17 protein-coding genes and 1 pseudogene are annotated in these 23,469 nt (G+C 35.2%); 14 read left to right on the top strand and 4 right to left on the bottom strand.

The window, feature by feature from the left end; translation table 11 throughout:
• Window positions 1-111: 111 nt before the first annotated feature.
• Both EDD71_RS05855 and EDD71_RS05850 read right to left on the bottom strand, forming a co-directional pair.
• A complete protein-coding gene (locus tag EDD71_RS05855; RefSeq protein WP_133627816.1) occupies window positions 112-1,170 on the bottom strand; it encodes an NADP-dependent isopropanol dehydrogenase in 1,059 nt (352 codons plus the stop codon).
• Window positions 1,171-1,974: 804 nt separating this feature from the next.
• Window positions 1,975-2,733: a MurR/RpiR family transcriptional regulator gene (locus tag EDD71_RS05850; RefSeq protein ID WP_133627815.1), complete on the bottom strand. Its 759-nt coding sequence runs from the start codon at window positions 2,731-2,733 to the stop codon at window positions 1,975-1,977.
• A 172-nt stretch (window positions 2,734-2,905) separates the two neighbouring features.
• On the opposite strand from EDD71_RS05850, the gene EDD71_RS05845 reads away from it, so the two are divergent.
• Genes EDD71_RS05845 through EDD71_RS05835 form a run of 3 tightly spaced genes read left to right on the top strand, consistent with a single transcriptional unit; the run spans window position 2,906 to window position 9,257 of the window.
• Window positions 2,906-4,861, top strand: a complete 1,956-nt coding sequence (locus EDD71_RS05845; protein ID WP_133627814.1) for a fructose-specific PTS transporter subunit EIIC — start codon at window positions 2,906-2,908, stop codon at window positions 4,859-4,861.
• A 41-nt stretch (window positions 4,862-4,902) separates the two neighbouring features.
• Window positions 4,903-7,560, top strand: coding sequence for a glycoside hydrolase family 38 N-terminal domain-containing protein (locus EDD71_RS05840; RefSeq protein WP_133627813.1), 2,658 nt, complete (start codon window positions 4,903-4,905; stop codon window positions 7,558-7,560).
• Window positions 7,561-7,565: 5 nt separating this feature from the next.
• Window positions 7,566-9,257 carry an alpha-amylase family glycosyl hydrolase gene (locus EDD71_RS05835; protein WP_133627812.1) on the top strand — a complete coding sequence of 564 codons (1,692 nt, stop codon included), beginning with the start codon at window positions 7,566-7,568 and terminating at the stop codon, window positions 9,255-9,257.
• A gap of 87 nt (window positions 9,258-9,344) precedes the next feature.
• On the opposite strand, the gene EDD71_RS05830 is transcribed toward EDD71_RS05835, so the two are convergent.
• Together EDD71_RS05830 and EDD71_RS05825 are read right to left on the bottom strand one after the other, a co-directional pair.
• A complete protein-coding gene (locus tag EDD71_RS05830) occupies window positions 9,345-10,919 on the bottom strand; it encodes an ABC transporter permease/substrate-binding protein (protein WP_133627811.1) in 1,575 nt (524 codons plus the stop codon).
• A complete protein-coding gene (locus tag EDD71_RS05825) occupies window positions 10,919-12,046 on the bottom strand; it encodes an ABC transporter ATP-binding protein (protein ID WP_133627810.1) in 1,128 nt (375 codons plus the stop codon). Before EDD71_RS05825 ends, EDD71_RS05830 begins: the two co-directional genes overlap by 1 nt.
• A 937-nt stretch (window positions 12,047-12,983) precedes the next feature.
• Between EDD71_RS05825 and EDD71_RS05820 the strand changes: the two genes are divergently transcribed.
• From EDD71_RS05820 to EDD71_RS05770, 11 genes and pseudogenes are all read left to right on the top strand, one after another.
• A complete protein-coding gene (locus tag EDD71_RS05820; protein ID WP_133627809.1) occupies window positions 12,984-13,706 on the top strand; it encodes an EcsC family protein in 723 nt (240 codons plus the stop codon).
• 222 nt (window positions 13,707-13,928) lie between these two features.
• Window positions 13,929-14,538 (top strand): annotated as a pseudogene (gene nagB / locus EDD71_RS05815) (glucosamine-6-phosphate deaminase); the annotation flags it as partial.
• Window positions 14,539-14,720: 182 nt separating this feature from the next.
• Entirely contained in the window at window positions 14,721-15,647 is a 927-nt protein-coding gene (gene yhfZ / locus EDD71_RS05810) for a GntR family transcriptional regulator YhfZ (RefSeq protein ID WP_207669291.1), read from the top strand.
• 47 nt (window positions 15,648-15,694) lie between these two features.
• The gene (locus tag EDD71_RS05805) at window positions 15,695-16,081 is read left to right on the top strand and encodes a PRD domain-containing protein (RefSeq protein WP_133627808.1); all 387 of its coding nucleotides are present in this window, start codon (window positions 15,695-15,697) and stop codon (window positions 16,079-16,081) included.
• A gap of 89 nt (window positions 16,082-16,170) precedes the next feature.
• The gene (locus tag EDD71_RS05800) at window positions 16,171-16,530 is read left to right on the top strand and encodes a DUF2620 domain-containing protein (protein ID WP_133627807.1); all 360 of its coding nucleotides are present in this window, start codon (window positions 16,171-16,173) and stop codon (window positions 16,528-16,530) included.
• Between the two features lie 26 nt (window positions 16,531-16,556).
• On the top strand, window positions 16,557-17,861 hold the full coding sequence (locus EDD71_RS05795; RefSeq protein ID WP_207669290.1) for a YhfT family protein: 1,305 nt from the start codon (window positions 16,557-16,559) through the stop codon (window positions 17,859-17,861).
• Window positions 17,862-17,922: 61 nt separating this feature from the next.
• Window positions 17,923-19,029 (top strand): amidase family protein, encoded by a 1,107-nt coding sequence (locus EDD71_RS05790; RefSeq protein WP_133627806.1) that lies wholly within the window; start codon window positions 17,923-17,925, stop codon window positions 19,027-19,029.
• A gap of 11 nt (window positions 19,030-19,040) precedes the next feature.
• Complete coding sequence (locus tag EDD71_RS05785) at window positions 19,041-19,916, top strand: phosphotriesterase family protein (protein ID WP_133627805.1); 876 nt, start codon at window positions 19,041-19,043, stop codon at window positions 19,914-19,916.
• 12 nt (window positions 19,917-19,928) lie between these two features.
• Complete coding sequence (locus tag EDD71_RS05780; RefSeq protein WP_133627804.1) at window positions 19,929-21,023, top strand: aminotransferase class V-fold PLP-dependent enzyme; 1,095 nt, start codon at window positions 19,929-19,931, stop codon at window positions 21,021-21,023.
• 15 nt (window positions 21,024-21,038) lie between these two features.
• Entirely contained in the window at window positions 21,039-22,202 is a 1,164-nt protein-coding gene (locus EDD71_RS05775; protein WP_133627803.1) for a YhfX family PLP-dependent enzyme, read from the top strand.
• 5 nt (window positions 22,203-22,207) lie between these two features.
• Window positions 22,208-23,413, top strand: coding sequence for a phosphopentomutase (locus EDD71_RS05770; RefSeq protein WP_133627802.1), 1,206 nt, complete (start codon window positions 22,208-22,210; stop codon window positions 23,411-23,413).
• Window positions 23,414-23,469 lie beyond the last annotated feature (56 nt).

Genomic DNA, 23,469 nt, shown 5'->3' with positions numbered 1-23,469 from the left:
GATGCAATTCAGCAAGCCCTTGTGACATCTTAGCCTTACTGCTTTATTAAACTAAAACCCGGCAGTATAAATACTACCGGGTTTTTAGTAAGCTATAAAAACATAATTTTTCTAATCTATTAAAACTACAGGTTTTATAAGATCCTTTGGCTTGTCCTTCATAAGCATTAGAGCCTTTTCAATATTTTCAAAACCATGGAAAACATGAGTAACAAGTTTGGAAGGATCAACACGTTTATATTTAACGAGGTTTGCTAACTTTTCCATTCTTAATCTTCCACCTGGGCATAGTCCTCCCCTGATGGTCTTGTGGGCCATACCACAACCCCATTCAAGTCTTGGAACTGGCAATACTTCTCCAGAGCCAAAATAATTTATATTGGATATATTACCGCCAGGTTTTGTTATTTTAACTGCACTAGCTAATATGTCTGAATCACCTCCAGCAATAATAGCAGCATCTACGCCTTCGCCGTTTGTTAATTCTATGATTTGCTCATCAATTGGGCCGTTTTTATAATTTACAACATCTGTAGCACCATATTCCTTTGCAACCTCAACACAAACTGGTCTGCTGCCTACAACTATTATTCTGCTGGCACCCCTTAGCCTTGCACCAGCAACAGCCATCAAGCCTACAGCTCCTATACCCAAAACTGCAACAGAGTAACCCAATTCGATTTCTGCTAATTCTGCTCCATGGAAGCCTGTAGTCATCATATCGGTTAGCATGACAGCTGCTTCCAAAGAAATTCCTTCCGGTAAATGTGCAAGATTCATATCTGCATCATTTACGTGAAAAAATTCACCAAATACACCATCTTTTATATTTGAGAATTTCCAACCTGCTAACATTCCTTCCGAATGCTGATGATAATTGCGTTGAACTTCAAGTGTTCTCCAGGAGGGTGTTATGGCTGGAACAATTACCCTATCTCCTGGTTTAAAATCCTTTACTTCACTACCAACTTCAACTACTTCTCCTACTGCCTCATGGCCTAAAATCATATCATGTCTTTCACCAATGGCTCCTTCAAATACTGTATGAATATCTGAGGTGCATGGTGCTACTGCCAGTGGACGAACAATGGCATCAAATGGTCCAGGAGTAGGTTTTTCTTTTTCTATCCAACCTACCTTACCAATACCAAGCATTGCAAAACCCTTCATTGAAAATCTCTCCCTTCTGAATTTAAATAAATTATTATAGTTATTTAAAAATAAAAATCTGATTTGTGATATTAGTAACAATAAAAACCAGCATAAACCTTTACTTGTGTTAAATAAAAGTCGTATATTTTTTCACAGGAAGTAGGAACTAATGCAGGCTTAATCCCTGTATATGGCAATAAATCAATTTCTTCAATTGGAAAAAAGCATTCTATCTGAAGTAGATGGAAGTTGTATAACAAATTTTAATAATAGTATTTTATCACAAGGAAATTTACCCCCCTAAGATTGGATAAATACCTTTACGCATTTATATTTGTCCATAATTAACGATTTGATTTTAAAAAATTACATACTTTATGTTATTTATTTAACATATTATTGTAAAAAAAATGCTTAGGCTTTTTTTGAGTTTATAATAATTATATGTTACTTATTAAATAATTTACCTTTTGTGAAAATTCTAACATAACATTTTGAAATAGTCAAGCAATTTTATATCGTTATGCTTTAGGATTTAAAGAGATAAGATTATCGTTGTTGGGAGACAATTATTGAATTATGGCAAAGAGTATTTACTGAACACAGTAAAGGATTATATGAGGTTGGCAAAGAGACTTTACATAGACAGGAGATTGGACACAAATGAAATATCAATATGATATTTCATTGCGGACAATTAAGTTTGAGCACATAAGAGGTGAATAGGTTTCTAGTCAAAATAGCGTTGTTTCAGTATGTATAACTGTCATTTTGATGGCAGCCATCAAAATGACAGCTTTTTTAGATTGAGTTTATTTTCGTTTATTTTTGTTTATTTTTGTTTTTAGCCTCTAAGAACATACCGAAAATTATATCTATAAGTAAAAGCAGTGTAGATCTTGGAGTAATGTCGTATCCTCTATATTCGCTTTTGTTGGAATGTGCATTTATGGACAATGTAACATGCCTTGAAAGTGTAGAGTCAGCAGCATTCACAATTGCGGCAGTTTTATAGTTTCGATAGCTTAGCTTTTCAGCTATTGAAAGTAATGTCTTTGTTTCTCCACTGTTGGATATAAAGATAACCAGATCATCCCAATTCATCATCCCTGGAAGAAGGTCTATTATGTGGGATTCATAAACGTATAGTGTGTTTTTGTTTATCTGCATTAAAAGTTTGGAAAAATATTCTCCTATAGTTTTTGAAAGCCCTACGGCTACAACTACAATCTTTTTAGAGCTTATCATAAGTCTTATAAGAGAATGTAGAGTTTCGATGTTTAAGTTTGATAGAGTGAGGTTTATATTATTTTTTATGTTGTCTAACAAACTACTTTCAGAAGAAACATTATTTTGTTCTATATCTTTTAATATATACTTTAATTCAGAAAAACCGGAAAGTCCCAATTTATTGCACATGCGGACGATAGTAGTAGTGCTTACATTATTTACTTCAGCCATCTCTGTAAGAGATTGCTTTTTAGCCTCTTCAATATTGCTTTCAATATAATAAAATACATGTTTTTCTGCATGGCTAAGTTTAGGAAGGTCATTAGCAAAACGATTTAATAGTTTACTCATAATACTGCTTGCTCCTTTTGAGTTACAATATCATTAATGATTATAGCAAAAATCGATAAAAAGTAAAATTGTACGCTGAATGTATAAATATTTTTAATTCGTTTATGCTATAAAATAATTGAGAGGCTTTTGAAGAGTCTTAAAATTCAAATAGGTAGAAAGGAGTATCAAAATGAATCTTCAGAGAATGACAAAGGAAGAACTCATTCTTTTAGATCTAGAAGCTTCTTCAAAGGAAGAAGTTATTGAAAAAATTGTACATGCTCTTTATAAAGAAAACTTCATTACATCAAAGGAAGAATTTTTAAAGGCTGTTATGGAGAGGGAAAAGCATTCACCTACAGGCCTTGAGGATGGACTTGCAATTCCCCATGGTAAATCAAAGGCTGTAAAAAGAGCTGCTTTTGGAGTTGCACGTTTGAAGAATAAAATATCAGCATGGGAAAGTATAAGCCAAAATAATCAAGTAGAGCTTGTATTCCTGCTTGCAATTCCAGAGGAAGAGGCAGGGTCAACACATCTAAAGCTTCTTGCAGAGCTTTCCACAGCATTAATGAATAAGGATTTTGTAAACAGATTAAGGAAAGCCAAAAATGCAAAGGAATTTATAGAAGCCCTTGATTATAATAACGAAAGAAAGGAAGAAGGGCTTAAGTACTCTAAAACTGTTCTTGCAATTACAGCCTGTGCAGCAGGTATAGCCCATACTTATATGGCAGCTGAAGCCTTAGAAAAGGCAGGAAAGGAAATGGGAGTTAGAGTGATTGTTGAAAAACAGGGAGCAAATGGAATAGAAAATGCGCATACAAAGGAATTAATAGAAAAGGCAGATGGAGTTATCTTTGCAACTGACATAGCACCAAAAAAAGTAGAAAGATTCAATGGAAAACCCTATGTAAGAACAAAGGTTGCAGAACCTCTGAAGAATGCAAAGGCACTGATAAATAAGGTTCTAACTAATCCCGATGGAATTGTTGAGGAGAAGGAAGAAGTTATAGCAGAAAGTGGTACGAAAAAGGGCGGAATTCTTTCAGAAATGTCCCAGGCAGTTCTTACAGGCATATCCTATATGATTCCAGTAATAGTAGCCGCCGGTCTTATGATAGGTATTGGTAAGCTTGGAGCAATGGCATTTGGAATAGTAAAGGAAATTGGAGATGCAAAGTATGCGGCCAGCCCGAATGAACTTATAAAGATATTACACTTTCTTGATGCCTTTGGTGGAATGATCTTTAAATTCATGTATCCAATTTTCTCAGCCTATGTTGCTTATGCTATAGCTGACCGTGTAGGTATTGTTTCAGGGCTTATCGGAGGTGCATTTGCAGCAGGACTTCATTTCACCTTCTGGGGAGTTAAGGATGGTATACCATCAGGATTCTTTGGAGCACTTATATTAGGGCTTGCAGCAGGATATATTTCAAGATTCCTGAATGAAAGGATAAAGCTTTCAAAGAACTTAAGCGCAATGAAACCGATGCTCATAATACCAGGAATAAGTGTACTTTCAATATTCCTATTAAATTTCTATATTGTTGACCCTGTATTTGGAGGATTAAACTTAACACTCAGAAATTTAATAAAGCAAGCACAAGCTGCAGGAACACTTGGTTTATCAGCGATAATTGCAGCAGCAACAGCATTTGACCTTGGAGGTCCAATAAATAAGGCGGCAGGTGCCATTGCAATAGGACTTGCTGCAGATAAAATATTCCCGTTAACTCCACGTGTACTTTCAATAGTTATACCACCAATAGGATTAGGTTTAGCAACTGTTTTAGATAAATATGTAGTTGGACGCCATGTATTTGATGAAGACTTGAGAATAGCAGGTAGAACATCCATATTACTTGGACTTATTGCTATAAGCGAAGGTGCTATACCATTTATGCTTAGAAACCCGCTTATAACAATACCAATAAATATACTTGGTGCAATACTTGGATCAATTACAGCAGTTTCATTAGGGGCAGTTCAGTGGTTTCCGCTTCCCGCAGTATGGGGATGGCCATTGGTTGAAAATCTGTGGGCATACATTGTAGGACTTTTAGTTGGTACGCTATTTATAGCATTTGCCAATATATTTATTAGATTTGTAATGTTAAAAAGAAGGGAAAATGAAAAGTAGAAATAAACAAAAAAAGAAACGCAGCTTAATGGAGGTAAAAAATGAATCAGGTAAAAAAAGTTTATGTTGTACCACATTCCCACTGGGATAGAGAATGGTATTTTACAATAGAGGATTCAAATGTTCTTCTTTGCGAAAACCTCCTACATTTAATGGATGTGCTGGAGAGCAATGAAGAATATACTGGATATGTCTTCGATGGACAGTTATCTATTGTAGAAGAATTCTTGAAAATTTGTCCGGAGGAAGAGGAAAGATTAAAGAGGCTAATTAGGGATAAGCGTATATTTGTCGGACCGTGGTACACACAAACTGACTCCTTATTGGTAAATAAAGAATCCATCATAAGGAATCTGCTATATGGAACAAGAATCGGAAAAGCAATGGGACACTGCATGGAGGTAGGTTATTTACCTGATATATTTGGACAGAATGCCTATTTACCATCCATATTCAAAGGATTTGACATAGAATACAGTATACTTCAGAGAGGTATCTATACAGACCAGTTAAATGGAGATCTAAACTTTATATGGAAATCACCGGATGGAGAGAAAGTGAAGGCAAACAACATATTCTTAGGTTATGGGCCGGGGAAATTTCTCTCCTCCCAAACTGAATATGTAACTGAAAAGCTTCTCCCAATTCTTAAGAAGCTTTCAGCCATGAATAAGAGTACGGACAACCTGCTCCTTCCAGCGGGTGGAGATCAGGTACTTGTACGTGAAGCTTTTCCGGAAATTATAAAGGAACTAAATAAAAGGGAAGAAGATTATGAATTCCTTCTTTCCGATTATGAAACATTCATGAAGGAAACATGGAATGAGGAAGGAAGGTTTAATAATGAAATAGAAGGTGAGCTGATAGCTCCGCAAAAATCCAGAATTCACAATACTATCCGTTCACAGAGATACGATATCAAGAAATTAAACAATTTAGTCGAAAATAAAATCCTTTGTGTCCTTGAGCCGCTGGCAGTAATAGGAAGAAGCCTTGGATTGAAATATCCAAAGGCATGGCTTGATAATATGTGGAAGATGATGTTTGACGCCCATGCTCATGACAGCATAGCTGGATGCAACTCAGATGACACAAACAGAAATATCATTGACCGCTTGACAAAGGTAAATAACATCGCAGATGGACTGCTAAACATATTAAAAAAGCAGTTAACCTATGCCATAAGTAAAAATATCAATAAGGATAATATACTTGTGGTATTTAATACAAAGCCTTTAGCTATAAAGGAAATCATAGAAAGTGTTATATTCACTAAGGAGCCTCGATTCTCCATTGAAACTCTGGATGGAAAGAATATAGCCTTTGATATAGTTAATCAGTCATACTTAAGTGGAGGAAAACAGATAGTTGTAACTGCAGAAGGAGAAAAGGAAATAGAGCTTCCTGGATATTATCGCTCTGTTATCAATATGGAGATGAATAATATTCCGCCTATGGGATACACGACCCTCATAATAAAGGAAGAGGGAGAAAACAAAGAAGCTATCTTGAAGGAAAAGGGAGAAAATACAATAACAAATAAATATTATGAAGTTGTATTTAATGAGGGCAAATTGATATTAATTCATAAAAAGTCAGGGCAAAGGATTGAAGACTTTATGACCTTTGAAGATGCAGCAGATGATGGAGATTCCTATGACTTTTCACCACTTAAGGGTGATGAGCCATTAATAATTAAGGATTCACATCTTTTAAAGGTGGAAAAGGGCTCCATTGCAGAGAGGATGGTAATGGTACACAGGGCTGTATTGTCTAAGGATCTGGAGGAAAGAAAGACAGAGGAAAGAACCACTGAATTTGAAGTATTAACAATCCTTGAACTTAGAAGGGAAGAGGAGTTTATAAGGGTTAAGCACGTAGTTAATAACAATATAAAGGACCACAGACTTAGGGTTTTATTTAAAACTCCAATAATAAATCCTGAGTATTCCTATGCCGATCAGGGCTTCAGTGCAATAAAGCACAGCACTATCAATCCCTATTTGAAGGACTGGAGGGAAAGGAAGTTTGCAGAGGCTCCGGTACCAATATATTCCTTAGAAAACTTTGCGGCATTGAGTGATGAAAGATCAACCTTTGCACTTATTACAAAGGGAATAAAGGAGTATGAAGCTTTAGAAAACGGCCAACTGGCATTGACTCTATTTAGAAGTGTTGGGGTCCTTGGAAAGGATGACTTATTGTGGAGGCCTGGCCGTGCATCGGGTATAAATAATAAGGTGGTTTATACACCTGACGCTCAGATGATGAAAAAACTAGAATTTGAATATGCAGTATATTTTAGTGATGAAAGGTTTAATCCGCAAGCATTATTTAGAATAACTGAAAAATACATTGAACACTATGCATCATACCAGAAACAAAACTTAAATACCTTTGAAGAACGACTGGAGAGATTTGAAATACCAATGCACAAAGAAGGTCTTCCAGGAAACTATTCGTTATTCCATGTGGATAATGACAGGGTGTTTATGAGTACATGTAAGCTGGCCTATGAAGGGGACGGAGTAATTCTACGTTTATTTAATCCTTCGGATACTATTGAATCTGTAGCTATTCATGGGGATAAAATAAAGAAAATAGTTAAAACAAATCTTTATGAGGATGAAAAAGAAGCCGTCAAGGATAGAGTTGAAATTCCACCAAAGGGTTATGTGACTCTTAAGATAAAGGAGTGAAGGATGTGGATAAAAATAAACTTATTAGGCTAATTGAAGATAAGCTAAAGCTCATTTACGGAGAAGAATATAAACAAAGCTACCTGGACGAAATGAATTTACTGATAAGCAAATGGGAAGAAACAAATTGGGATAGGGCCCTTCCTGTTTCACAGGAGAATGTCTACTTAATTACCTATGGGGACAGCATTTATGAAAAGGGAATGCCAACTTTAAAAACCTTACACAAATTTCTAAAAAATTATGTAGGTGATGTAATAACTGATGTTCATCTTCTTCCAATGTTTGAATACACCTCCGATGATGGATTTTCAGTTGTTGATTATAGAAAAATAAATGAAGATTTAGGAGACTGGGAGGATATTGAGAGCTTATCTAAGGATTACAGATTGATGTTTGATTTTGTTGCAAACCACATTTCAAAAAGCAGTGAGTGGTTTAAGGGCTATTTAAATGATGATGAAAAATATAAGGAATATTTTATTCCATACGATGAAAATTTTGATACAAGCAAGGTTATTCGTCCCAGGATCTCTCCGCTTTTCCATGAATATAAAGGAAAAAATGGAGTAAAAACAGCCTGGACTACTTTTAGCGAGGATCAGGTGGATCTTAATTTCCGCCATTTTCCTGTACTTTTAGAGATGACGGACATAATACTTACGTATGCCCATAGAGGTGCAACAAGTATCCGTTTGGATGCCATAGGTTTCCTCTGGAAGGAATCAGGTACAACATGTATGCATCTTCCTCAAACCCATGCTGTAATCCAGCTGTGGAGAGGTTTACTTGATTATTTCAAGAGGAATACCCAGATAATAACTGAAACAAATGTGCCTCATAAGGAGAACATAAGTTATTTTGGAGATGGTAAAAATGAAGCTCATATGGTGTATCAGTTTTCACTGCCGCCCCTTGTATTATTTACCCTAACAACCCATAATTCTTCAAAGCTTACAGAGTGGTCAAAAACCATAAGCAAAGTCTCAGATGAGGCTACCTATTTTAACTTCTTAGCAAGTCATGATGGAATAGGAATGCGCCCAACTGAGGGAATATTAACAGAGGAAGAAAAGAAATTACTTATTGATAAGGTTATAGAAAATGGTGGACGTGTATCCTATAAAACCAACACCGATGGAAGCCAGTCAATATATGAACTTAACATAAACTATCAGGATGCTCTGATAAACAAGAATGAGGACACTACCTTAGAATTACAGGTAAGAAAGATGCTTGCTGCCCATTCCATACTATTATCATTAATAGGGGTTCCAGCAATATATTATCATTCACTTTTAGGATCAAGAAATGACTATGAAGGATTAGAAAAATCAGGCATAAACCGTAGAATCAACCGTGAAAAACTGGAGTATAACCGCATAGCTTTTGAGCTTGAAACTGATGAAAGAAGGAAGGCAATATTTAACGGCTTGAAAAAAATGATAAACCTACGAAAGAAGGAAAGCCCCTTTTCACCATATGCTCCCCAGAGGGTTCTTGATTTAGGTAATAAGGTATTTGCCCTTGAGAGGGAAGACAAAGAAACGGTAGAAAGAATAACATTTGTTGTTAATGTGGACTCAAGGGAAGTAAAAATAAATGGAAACTTCAAAGGAGAAGACATTTTAACAGGAAGAAAGATAGATGGAGAGCTGGCTTTAGCACCATATGAATTTGTGTGGATAAAGAATTAAGTAACTATAATAAAGAGAGCATACATAGATGTATTTACACAAAACGATGTATGCTCTCCTTAATAAATTCTTAATAATTTAATTTTGTTATTTAATTAATCCTTTTTCCTTCAGGAAATTCCTTGCCACATCTTCAGGTTTTTCATTTAGCTTATCTACTCTGTAGTTAAGATCCCTCATAACATCATCGTTTATAAGCCCTGAAAGTTTATTTAAAATTCCCTCAATTTCAGGATGTTTATTTAGAGTGTCCTTTCTAACAAGTGGAGCTGCAAAGTATGGTGGGAAGAACTGTTTGTCATCCTTTAGAACTTTAAGGTCAAAGGCCTTCAATAGCCCATCTGTTGCAAAGGCGTCTATAACATGTGATTTACCGCTGTTGATTGCTGTATATCTAAGACCTCCATTTACAGCTTTAACATCACCAAAATTCATGTTATAGGCTTCTTTTAATCCAGGATACCCATCAGGTCTGGTAGAGAATTCTATTGTAGAACCTAAAATAAGCTTATCGCTAACTTTTGCAAGATCTGAGAAGGTTTCAAGGCTATACTTTTTAGCTGTTTCCTTTGTAACTGCCAGGGTATATGTGTTGTTAAATCCGAGGGGCTTTAGCCATTTAAGGTTGTAGTTTTTATCAAAATATTCCTTTACAATGTTATATGCCTCATCAGGATCGTTTACAACATCATGCTGCATAATGTTAACTAGGCCTGTACCTGTATATTCAACATATAAATCGACATCTCCTGTTTTTAAAGCGCTAAATACAACGTTTGTACCGCCCAAATTTAATTTTTTCTCAACCTTTAAATCAGTGTTTTCCTCGATGAGTATAGCCATCATATTTCCAAGTATGAGCTGTTCATTGAAGTCCTTCGAACCTATTACTATGGTATCCTTTTTACCACCAATGGATGTCAAAATTCCAGCAATTAGAATGATTGCCAACCCTCCTGCAATAGCAGCGCTAACCTTTTTTGGTATGTGACTGCTTTTTTTAGTCTTTGAATATCTGTCTCCTGTTTTGATTCCCTGGGGTGTTACAACACCTTCAACCTTTCCAATAATAAAGTCCATTAAAAGGGCAAGTATACATGCAGGAATAGCGCCAGCTAAAATCATATAGTTATTAACTGTTTGCACACCTGAAAATACCATGTATCCTAGTCCCCCTGCTCCAACGAAGGCAGCGATTGTCATAAGTCCCACCGCTGTAACTGCAGATATTCTTATGCCCGTCATGATAATAGGAAGTGCTAGTGGAAGCTGAACCATTCTTAAGATCTGGCTGCCTGTCATTCCCATTGCCCTTGAGGCTTCAAGCATGTCAGGATTTATGTTTGTAAGGCCTGTGTAGGTATTTTTAATAATAGGAAGCAAAGAATAAAGAAATACCATAACTATTGCAGGTTTGCTTCCTATTCCAAGAAACGGAATAAGGAAACCTAAAAGGGCAAGGCTTGGAATTGCTTGTACTATGTTTGCAGCTCCTATTACAGGTCCTGAAAGCTTCTTAATTCTTGTTATTAATATACCGAGTGGAATGCCTATGAGTATTGAAAGTAATACGGCGAATATAGTTAACGTGATATGCTCAGATAACAATTTTAATATTTGATCCTGTCTACTTAATACAAAATCTAAAAACTCTTTTAGCATTAATTAGCCACCTCCTCATCAAGGAACTGCCTGCTGAGGACAGTTAATAAGCTGCTTCTTGTAATAAGGCCAACAAGTCTCATTTCACTATCTGTAACTGGAATATATCCTACATTATTTTCATTCATTTTTTCCAATATGTTTACTATGGAATCATTAACATTAACTGATATTATATTTTGTTCCATTATATCTTCAAGCTTTAAGTTGTTATCCTGAGACTTTCTGATATCCTTCAATGTTACTATTCCTTCAAGTTTCCCATCTTTGTTTACAATCATAAGACTGTTAACTTGATTTGATGTCATCATTTCAATTCCCTGAAAAACAGTTCTTTTTCCAGTAGTCTTTATAGGATCCTCTATCATAATATCCTTTGCTTTTATAAGTTCTGGCTGATTCCAGATCCTTTTCTTTCCTACGAATTCCTCAACAAATCCATGGGCAGGATTCTTTAGAATGTTCTCAGGAGTATCGAATTGAAGTATATTTCCATCCTTCATAATGCATATTCTATTTCCAAGCTTTAGAGCTTCGTCTATATCATGGGTAACAAAAATTATTGTCTTTTTAAGCTCATTCTGCAGATTAAATAATTCGTCCTGAAGCTGGTTTCTTGTTATAGGGTCAAGGGCACTGAAAGGCTCGTCCATTAGGATTATTTCAGGGTCTGCCGCAAATGCTCGTGCAATGCCGATCCTTTGCTGTTGTCCACCACTAAGTTCGCCGGGGTATCTATCAATATACTCATCGGGCTTTAGTCCAACAAGTTCTAAAAGTTCAATGGTTCTTTTCCTAATCTTGTCCTCTGGCCATTTCTTTAGGTAAGGAACAAGACCAATGTTTTCTCTAACTGTCATATGAGGAAAGAGACCTGTCTGCTGAATTACATATCCTATGTTTCTTCTAAGTTCTATTGTATCTTCGTTAGCTATGTCTTTTCCGTTTATGAGTATTTTTCCAGATGTAGGATTTATAAGTTTATTTATCATCTTAAGTGTAGTTGTCTTACCACATCCACTGGGTCCAATGAGTACAACAAGCTCACCCTTATTGATTTTAAGGTTAATTCCTTTAAGGATTTCATTGTTTTTAAAGGATTTTTTTACATTCTTGAATTCTATCATTGATCTACCTCCTTTAAATAGCAATTTACTGCCTTAAAAGAGCTTATGAAAGGGGATCCCATAGAAATTGAAAGAAGTAAAGGCAGCACATGAGAAACAGACTTTTAATAGGAAAGTTAATGAAACAAGCCTTTTATAACAGGTAAAATTTAGGTCTGAATTCATTAAGACAGATTCTAATAATCATTTGTGAATAATGAAATGATCCCACAGAGTTTCAATAAGATCGATCTTAAAACCAATTGGCTTAAAGTTGAAAGATAGATAAAATTAAAGACTTGTTTAAAAGAAAGCATAAAATGCTAACTCTGAAAGATATTGAGTTTTAGAAGATAATGAATAATTGTTATTAAGAATGATAACATAAATTTATGCTCTTGTAAAGTCAAGACAAAAAATTAATTAAAAAACACAATATAAGCTATAATTCTTATGATTTCTTCAAAATACATTAAAAATTGTATTTTACCAATATTTATGAACAATTGACATAAAAGGATAGGTTTAATTTATTATTGTTACTAGCTTAATGTTGAGATATAAACTTATAGCGGCTTTAAAACCTATTCCTACCAGAATCATTTAGAATGGTTGAAATGTAAAGGCACTATCAGATGTTAGGAATAAGAAATTTGCTAATTTAACTCGTTTTGATAGATAAATTTACAGGCCGATGCTGTGATAAAAAATATATTCCAGTCGCTACTGCACTTCGCAAAGAAACTCTATGGCATCGGATTCGCACAGTCTAAGAAGGTTTGTGAAATAGCACAACGTATTAATTTATATATTTGATTTAGTTATTATTTAAAGATATATTTTAAATAGATACTGTTGATAGTGTGAATAAAGCTTTAAACTAAAAGGATATAATAGGACAGAAGAAAAATATAAAGGATTATGGAAATAGAAAAATAGTGTTTTGTGAGGTAATGATATGGATTTGTATGAAGAAAAAGCCTTAGAGGAACTAAAATACTGGCAGAAGAAGATGAGCAAAAGGCCATCTATTACAGGAAGGCTTACAAAGGGAGTGCAAAATAAAATAAATGATTTAATACCTGAAAAATTTCATGAGGTTATTACTGTAGCAATAAAGAACATGGTAAAGGCAGTTATCATCGGCTCTGAGTATATTACAAAGGGACCATTAATAGTTGGCTCACTGCGGGAGAGGGAGGAGCAGGTAAGGAATAAAATAGATTTTTATAAAAAAGCTGCTGCAGTAAGCGGCGCAGGAACCGGGGCTGGAGGTATTATACTTGGATTAACTGATTTTCCCCTTCTATTGAGCCTTAAGATGAAATTCCTCTTTGATGCGGCAAGCCTATATGGTTTTGATGTAAAAGACTATAAGGAAAGGTTGTATATTCTTTATATTTTCCAGCTGGCCTTTTCAAGTGAAATGAGAAGGAGAGAGGTTTATTATGAAATACTGGACTGGGAGAAAAGAGTACATGAACTTCCCAGGGATTTAAACTCCTTCGACTGGAAAACCTTTCAACAGGAATACAGGGATTACATCGATGTTGCAAAAATGCTTCAGCTCGTTCCAGGCATAGGTGCAGCAGTTGGTGCCTATGCCAATTATAAGCTTATGAACAAACTGGGTGATACTGCGATTAACGCATATAGATTGCGATGGTTTGGAAGTGGTTAATAAATTGTATACCTTTCAGCTGCTGATTTCCGAGTTTCCGTTTCTGTTTGTAACTCATAGTTTTCACAAAAAGTTAAGCAATTTTAAATATTATAAAAATATATTGAAAAAACGTAAAAATAAATGTTATTATGAGAATACAGAAAATTGTATATTGAGTTTAAACAAGAATATACAAACGTATTTGCTACAAAAAAAGTAGTTACTTTTATAGCAAACTAGATAATTTTAAAACCAAACAGCATTTTATGACTAGCTACGGGGGATACACCATTAGGAATGTATAAAGAATCAATTAAAATGTACAATAATAAAGAAATAGATTTTTCGAGAGTTAAAACATTTAACCTGGATGAATACTATGGAATCGGAAAAAAATCTACAAAGTTATTATTACTACATGATGAAAAACCTGTTTAGCCACATAGAATATTTAAACCCAGAATATTAATATACCTAATGGTACGCAAAGGACATAGAACAAGAGTGTTTAAACTATGAGAGAAAAATAAAAGAAGCCGGTGGGATAGATATTCAGATTCTTGGAATAGGGATAATTGGATATATAGGATTTAATGAACCGGACGTTAATTTTGAGGCGAAAACCCACCTTGTAAATCTTGATAGAAGCACTATTGGGGCGAATTCTAGATTTTTCAATTCTATTGATAAAGTACCAAAAAAGGCTATAAGTATGAGGATAAAAACTATAATGCATTCAAAGATAATGATTCTTCTAGCTAGCAGTATTGCAAAGTCTGATGCTATAGCACGAACTGTAAAAGGGAAAATTTCTCCTGAAGTCCCTGCTTCGATTTTACATCTGCATTAAGATGTGACTATTATTGTGGATAAAGAGGAAGCTAGCAAACTTTAATAAAATTAAAAGTATAGAATGCTGTTTACATATCTAATAAATAATTAAATAATTTTAAATATTACGAAAAATATATTGAAATGCCTAAAGATAAATGTTATTATAAAGTACAGAAAATTGTATATTAAGGTGATTAAATGAGCATTAAAACACAATTACTACAAAAAAATGGTCTTGTTGCTATGAAACTAGCAAGGGAATTCATAACAATGAATGTTGGGGACCGTATTAGCACTATTGCGGAATATTCCTATAAATATAAAACGGCAAGGGGAACAGTGCAGTCTGCAATAAAGCTTCTTGAAGAATATAAAGCTATTAGGCTTGAACCAAGGGGACACTTAGGGACTTTCATAAGCAGTATAGACTATGAAATACTCTGGGAGTTTACTGATTTTGGAACAATTACAGGCGTTATGCCCTTGCCATACTCGAAGCTCTATGAAGGTTTAGCTACAGGATTATACAAAGTAGCCAGCCATAAAAAATTCCCCTTCAGCATAGCTTATATGAGGGGAGCAGAAACTAGAATTAGAGCTTTAAAAGATGGAAGATATGATTTTGCCATAGTTTCAAAACTAGCTGCCCTTTATAGTATAAAAAATGGAGTAGAAGTTGATATAGCAGTGGAGTTCGGAAAATACAGCTATGTTAATGAGCATGTAATTATATTCTCAGATTCAAATGATAACACTATTAAAGATGGGATGAAAGTAGGAATAGATAAAAGTTCCATTGATCATTATCTTCTTACTTTGGAGCAGTGCAAGGGTAAGAAAGTAAACCTTATCGATTTATCATATAGCCAGTTAATATTGAAACTTACTACAGGAGAAATTGATGCAGCCATATGGAATATAGATGAGATTGTGGAAAGAAAACTGGATATCAAACATTATCCTTTAAAAAATAATGACTTTAATGGAGAAGATACAGAAGCAGTTATCGTAGTTAATAAAAATAACTATGGAATTAAGAAAATATTTGAGCAATTTATTAATAGCGAAGAAGTATTAGAATATCAAAGAAAAGTGGTAAGAGGTGAGCTTATTCCAAACTACTAATTTTTTTAAATTAAATATACAAAATAATGTACATTAGGAGGATAGGCATGGATTTAAATATTAGGTTGCAAATACTAAAGGATGCAGACCAGATTAGCCTGGAAAATTATGATGCAATCATAAAGGTTATTGAAATCTTTGAAAGAGAATTAAACATAAAACTTACTGAAGAAAATGGAGCAATGTTCATAACACATCTCGCTATTGCTTTTGAAAGAATTAAAAAAGGTGAGATGGTGGAAGATATTAACGATACCATATATGAAGAAATAAAAAACAGCAGCAGGTTTACAAGTAGTGAAAAATTTCTTGAGCTGCTTGAAAAAGAACTAAATATAGAAATTCCTGAAAGTGAAAAAACATTTATAATGATGCACCTTTGCGTTTTATTCGAAAGTGAAAATATACAATTTAATAACACATGCAAATATTAGTTAATGTAGGCTAATTAGCTCTCATAAATTATATTATAAGTTGTTCCTAAAAAGTTTAAAAAATAGAAATTTATAAAGGGGGAGGCAAAATGCTTAGAATTGTTGTTGGCGGACAGATAGAAAAGGAGAAAGTAGCAGAACTTATTAGAAAAATAGGAGGTGATAATGTTTCAGTAACTGTAAAGTCCGACATAGAGGCAGCAATGGCAATAAAGACTAATCAGGCAGATTATTATTTCGGGGCATGCAATACGGGAGGGGGCGGTGCATTAGCTATGGCAATAGCACTTCTTGGAATGGGACTGTGCGCAACTGTTTCAATGCCTGGAAAAATAAGAAGCAATGAAGAAATAATAAATGAGGTAAAAAGTGGTAAGAAAGCATTTGGTTTTACACCACAGCACATGGATCAGGTAATACCTGTTATTATGAATGAAATACTTAAATAAAATAATTCTTCTAAGGGGGATAATTTATGAATGAAGTATTGAAATATTTATTGGTTACCTTAATTGGTGTACTAGCATCAATTCTAGCTAACAAGGGGGTTGCAGTATTTAACGACGGTTTAAGGCCTATAGTTCCCGAATATCTTGAAGGTAGAATGGATAAAAAGGCTCTTGCAGTAACAAGCTTTGCATTAGGTTTTGGACTAGTTATTGGTTTTGGAATTCCTATGTCCATTACAGCAACAATTATCTTGATTCACAGTATTTTACTTGGAACAGATATTATTGGTACTTGGGCACCAGAGGGCAAAAAGGGACTTATAATTTCAGGTATTGTTGGTGCAGTTTACAGTTTAGGTCTTCTTTATGGATTAAAATTTATTGTTGATGCATTTGGTAAACTTCCTGTAAATTTCTTGTCTCAGCTTGGACAGGTCGGTACTCCAATCGTTGCAGCCTTTGCAGCATTCCCTGCGCTTGTTGTTGGATATCAGTATGGAGTTAAAAAGGGAGCATTAACCCTTATCATCTCATTTCTAGTAAGGCAATTTGTGCAGTACTATGGGAAGTTTAACGTAGGAACAGCAAAAGTTACTTTCAACCCTGAAGGAATGGCACTGCTTGCCGGTATGATTGTCATGATAATATTTGCTGCAAGTGAAAAAACAGATCCAAATGCCGTTTCAATTGATTTAACAGCGTTATTTAGCGAAAGAGTTAAAAAGATAAGGAAAAATATTCCATATCTTGCGCTGATAGGAGCGCTTGTTGCTGCAGCTACAAGCCAGTCCATACTTGCAGGGGACCCAATTTCCCAGAATCTTTTAGCAAATGGAAAGAATGTAGAAGCGGCACTTACTGCTTTTGCTAGAGGTATAGGATTTATTCCACTTGTTGCAACGACAGCTATTGCAACAGGTGTATATGGACCTGTAGGAATGACCTTTGTATTCGTAGTGGGAATACTTTCCAAGAATTTACTTCTTGCAGCCCTGCTAGGTGCAGCGGTAATAGTGGTTGAAGTATTGCTTCTTGACCAGCTTGCCAAGTTGTTGGACAAGTTCCCTGGAGTAAGAAAGTGTGGAGACAATATAAGAACAGCAATGTCCAAGCTTCTTGAAGTTGCATTACTTGTGGGTGGTATGATGGCAGCAAATGCTATGGCACCAGGACTTGGCTTCTTCGTAGTAGGTGGATTATATGTATTAAATCAAAGCTCAAAAAAGCCTATTGTAAACATGGCTGTAGGCCCAATAGGGGCAATTCTTGTTGGAGTCATGATAAATGTACTTTATATTATTGGATTATATTTACCACCAGCAGCTAAATAAAAATGGAGGCTTTCAGCCTCCATTTTAAATTAAAAACAGCACTTATTTAGGAGGCAGGAAGGTGTACGAGTATAAATTAAATCAGTTTTTAAAGGTAGCAAAAGGCTCAATTAAGGCATCAAAGCTTTTAGAAAAAACAGTTGAAAAGTTGAATGAAGATGCATTACTTGAAGTTAAAGATATTTTAATGAAACATGATACGGTAATTACGATAGGAATTAAAAATACAGGCCAAATTAATAAAAAATATATAAAAAGGCTGATAGATAAAGGAAAATACGTTTGGCATACAATAGATTTTATGTCAGAAGGGGGAAGGGCAGTAGATGACAGATTAATAAATCCTCTAACCCTAAGGCCTATGACAGGTTCTTCAAGTGCAACTGCATTAAACGTATTATATGGTATCAATGATATAGGAATAGGAACAGATGGAGGAGGTTCGGTTCTTGCACCTGCACTTAGTTTAAATCTCTGTTCCATTATGGCAAAGGGTATGGGGCTTAAAGGCAGTATAGACAGAGTATCTACAGATGGAATAAAGTTTGTTCCAGGTATTGGGGTAATAAGCCATTCCTTTGAGCTGGCTAAAGAGAGTATTTTTACAATGCTTGATGTTAAAGAAAAAGTTATACGCTTTGAAAATATAAAGGTTTGCATATGCAAAAAAGGAGAAATTACTTTACCTGACGGAAAGGACATGAGGGAAAAATTAGACCTTGTACTAAGTAAGTTAATGGATATGAAAATAACCATCGGGGAAGAAGAGTTTCCCGATTTTGAGAATAGAGAGAATTCAATAGAAAGAATGAATGAAATTTTTAAAGCCTATGATATGGTCATAACGTGTGAAGGACCTATAGATATCCTTGGACTTGGAGATTCAGTATTTGGAACTTTAGGAAGTTTTGCAAAATCAGTTCAGAATAAATCGGGAAAATACATGGTTAAAATAGCAAACATGTTAAATGCAACAAGTATTACTTTACCTATTAACGAAGTAGCTTCTGGAATTGTGATTACATCAAAGGAAGGACTAGAGGAAGGGATGGCAGCAATAAGTGTAGTAGAAAATCTAAAAGACATTTATAGCCTTCCTGATCTTTACTACAGATATTTTAAAGAATCATACTTAAGGGAAAATAAGGATATAATTTTTTCTTTGTAAGGGGTGTAAAAATGAGGTTAAAAGAAGGAATTACCTATATACATGAGCATATAACAATTGATTTATCAGGTGCAAAAAAGGATCTAGACTGCAGGCTCGACACCATGAGGGAGACAACAAAGGAGCTAAAAGAACTGAAGGAACGAGGCGTTTCCAATATAGTTGATGTAACGAACAGAGGGATGGGAAGAAATGTTGAGTATGCAATAAAGGTTCAAGAGGAAGCAGGCATAAACATAATATTTTCAACGGGATATTATAAGGAGCCTTTTTTACCAAGGGAGGTATATAATTTATCAGAAAAGGAACTGGCAGATATTATGATAAAGGAGATAACAGAAGGGATAGATGGAACAGAGGTTAAGGCGGATATTATAGGAGAAATAGGTACAAGTAAAGATACGATTACCACGATTGAAGAAAAGGTATTTATAGCTGCTTCTATAGCACATATTGAAACTGGAAGGCCAATAATAACCCATACTACTCTTGGTACATCAGGTCTTGAACAGATAGAACTTCTAAAATCACATGGGGTAGACCTAAATAAAGTGATAATAGGACATGTTGATCTATCAGAGGATATTGATTATATCCTAAGAATGATAGAGCAGGGAGTGTATGTAGCCTTTGATACTATAGGTAAGACAAATTATGTGCCGGAAGAAAAAAGGCTTGAAATGCTTCGGGAAATATGCAAAAGAGGCCTTTCAAACAGAGTATTAATGTCCATGGATATTACAAGAAAATCTCATCTGAAATCCAGGGGAGGATTAGGATATAGTTATTTACTTGATCATTTCATTCCCTATATTAATGAGAATGGAATAACACAGAGGGATATCGATAATATGCTGAGGAAAAATGCAGTAAAATTTTTTGAATAGGAAGTGAGAAATATGAAAGTTTATCCACTGGAATCTATGACGATTGAGGAAGCAAAAAGGCTTCAGTTTAGATTGGTTGATATCATAACAAAATATTTCAAAGGAAAAGAAATATTGTCTCTAGGGGATTTAGGGGTAGTACCAGGATTTAATAAACCAACAACAACCCTTAAGGTTGAAAAGGTGCTGGCTGAATTTTTCAATCAGGAAGCTGCAGTTTTAGTAAGGGGGGCGGGAACAGCAGCAATACGATGGGGACTATATAGCATGATAAAGCCCGGAGATACTCTATTAATACACGATGCACCAATATATCCTACTACTGCAGTTACAATTGAGAGTATGGGGCTTAAAATCATAAGGGCAGATTTTAATCGTGAGGAGGAAATAAAAAAAGCATTAGACAAAAATAAGGTAGATGGGGCTTTAATTCAATATACAAGACAGAAGATAGATGATAGCTATGCTATGAAGAAAGTTATTGATATGATAAAGAAATATTCAAATGACATTCCAATTATTACGGATGACAACTATGCGGTTATGAAGGTTAGAAATATAGGAGTTCAGTGCGGGGCAGACATTTCCGCATTTTCACTGTTTAAACTTCTAGGTCCGGAAGGGATTGGATGCGTTGTTGGTAAGAAAGAATATATCGAGAAAATTATAAAGTCCAATTATTCAGGTGGAGGACAGGTTCAGGGACATGAAGCTATGGAGGTTTTAAGAGGATTGATATATGCTCCTGTAGCTCTTGCAATACAGGCGGAGGTTAATAATGAACTTGTGGAACGCTTAAATAGAGGAGAAATAAGGGGTGTAAAAAAAGCATTTCTTGCCAATGCACAGTCCAAGGTTCTCTTAGTTGAGCTTGAAGCTCCAATTGCTAGGGAAGTGTTAAAGGAAGCAGAAAAGCTTGGTGCAGCTCCAAACCCAGTTGGCGCAGAGTCAAAATATGAATTTGTTCCAATGTTTTATAGAGTTTCAGGAACCTTTAGACAGGCTGATAAGACACTTGAGGAAAGAATGATACGAATAAACCCAATGCGTGCAGGTGCTGATACAATAATTAGAATATTAAGGGAAGCAATCGAAAAAGTTGTGTAAGGAAGGAGGGAGAGTATGTTTTTGGATGTAACTTTAAGAAGAAATCCAGCGTTAATTGAAGCTGCCTTTAAATTGCATCAGGAAGGGGTAATTCAGCCTGACACATATATACTTGATCTGGATGCAATTATAAGTAACGCAAAGGCGATAAAGTATGAAGCGGATAAATACGGCATTAAACTTTATTTTATGACTAAACAATTTGGAAGAAATCCGTACGTATCAAGAAAACTAATGGATTTAGGCTATGAAGGGGCTGTTGCAGTAGATTACAGGGAAGCAGATATTTTATACGATTCAGGTATAAAGATAGGACATGTAGGGCATTTAGTTCAGGTGCCATCCAATAAAATTGAATCAATGCTTTTAAAAAGACCTGAAGTAATAACAGTGTATTCTGTTGAGAAGGCAAAGGAGATATCCGATATTGCTGCAAAGCTTGGAATAAATCAGAATATAATGCTTAGAGTTATAGACAAAGATGATACTTTTTATCCTGGCCAGTACGGAGGATTTTATATAGATGAACTGGTGGAAAAAGCAGGAGAAATAATTAAGCTGCCAAATGTTAATATATACGGCATAACTTCATTCCCCTGCTTCCTCTATGACTCAGATTCGCAGAGCATAAAGGAAACTAACAATATCAAAACGATTTTAAAGGCTAAGGAAGTTCTTGAGAAGAATTTTAAAATTATATTGAAGGAAATTAACACACCATCTGCGACATGTACAAGCAACATAAGGAGAATTGCAGAACTTGGGGGAACACATGGAGAGCCAGGTCATGGCCTTGTTGGGACAACGCCAATTCATGCTGTAAAGGATGAAGTTGAAATACCAGCTATCGTTTACGTCAGTGAGGTTTCACATAACTTAGGCAATGCAAGCTATTGTTATGGAGGAGGACATTATAGGAGATCCCACATGCATAGTGCCCTCGTAGGAAAGGGTATGGAAAGCATGAAAAGGGTTGAAGTTGAGATGCCGGATTCGAACAGTATCGATTATTATATATGTCTTAAGGAAAACGCAAATATTGGAGAAACTGTTATTCTAAGCTTTAGGACACAGATTTTTGTAACAAGAAGTGAAGTAGCAGTGGTTAAGGGAATCAGTTCAGGACGAGTGGAGATTGCAGGAATTTACGATAGCCTCGGAAGACTAATCAGGAGGTGAGCTTAATGAAAAGATTTGTTGTTGTAGTTCTTGATAGCTTTGGAGTTGGATATATGGACGATGCAAGGATTGTAAGACCTCAGGACGTTGGAGCAAATACATTTAAGCATATACTTGATAAAATACCTGACTTAAGGCTTCCTAATCTTGAGAAGATGGGAATTATGAATGCTCTTGGGGAAGAAACAAAATATATGAAGAAAAATCCCAATGCAACCTATGGTACCTCAAGTCTTGCACATTTTGGGGCCGATACCTTCTATGGCCATCAGGAAATTATGGGAACAAAGCCCAAAAAACCTATAAAAGAGCCATTTTCAGCATGCATAAATAGGGTTTATGAGGCATTAAAGGATGCAGGATATGATGTTGAATATAAAGGAAACAAGCTTAAGTTTCTTCTTGTAAACGGCTGCGTAACAGTTGGAGATAATCTTGAGGCAGATCCAGGGCAAATATATAATTTAACTGCAGCATTAGATTTGATTCCCTATAGCGAAGTTTTAAAGATTGGAAAGATTGTAAGAAGTGTAGTAAACGTATCAAGGGTAATACCTTTTGGCGGAAAAGGTGTAAAAGTGGAGGATATTTTAAATGCAGTAGAAGAGAAGGAAGGAAAATTTGTTGGGATAAATGCTCCAAAATCAGGAGTTTATAATAACGGATATCAGGTAATTCATTTAGGATATGGAATTGACCCGGAAGTACAAGTGCCAACAATACTTGGTAAAGCAGGAATAAGAGTTACTCTTCTTGGAAAAGTAGCAGATATTGTCTCAAATGATTATGGAAAGAGCGTTTCCTGCATAGATACAGAAGAGGTAATGAAGCTTACTATAAAGGAATTTAATTCAATGGATAAAGGATTTATATGTACAAATGTTCAGGAAACAGATCTTGCTGGACATGCAGAGAACCCTGAAAGATATGCAGAAAGGTTAATAATAGCTGATAAGTATATAGGTGAATTGATGAATATGTTGAAGGATGAAGACATTCTCATAGTAATGGCTGATCATGGAAATGACCCAACCATAGGTCACAGCCATCACACAAGGGAGAATGTGCCAATATTGGTATACGGCAAACAAGTAAAAACTGGATACATTGGGCACAGAGACACCCTTTCTGATGTAGGAGCTACGGTTTCAGAATATTTCAATGTGAAAAGACCTGATAATGGTACTTCATTTTTAAATCACATTTTATAAGTGATTAAAATGTGTTGGTTCAATATCGTTTTCAATATAGAACCAACACATTTTTT

The organism is Fonticella tunisiensis (genome assembly GCF_004364155.1).
Lineage (GTDB): Bacteria > Bacillota > Clostridia > Clostridiales > Caloramatoraceae > Fonticella > Fonticella tunisiensis.
Note: the sequence above shows the minus strand (reverse complement) of the source record. Positions and strands in the feature narration are given on the sequence as shown.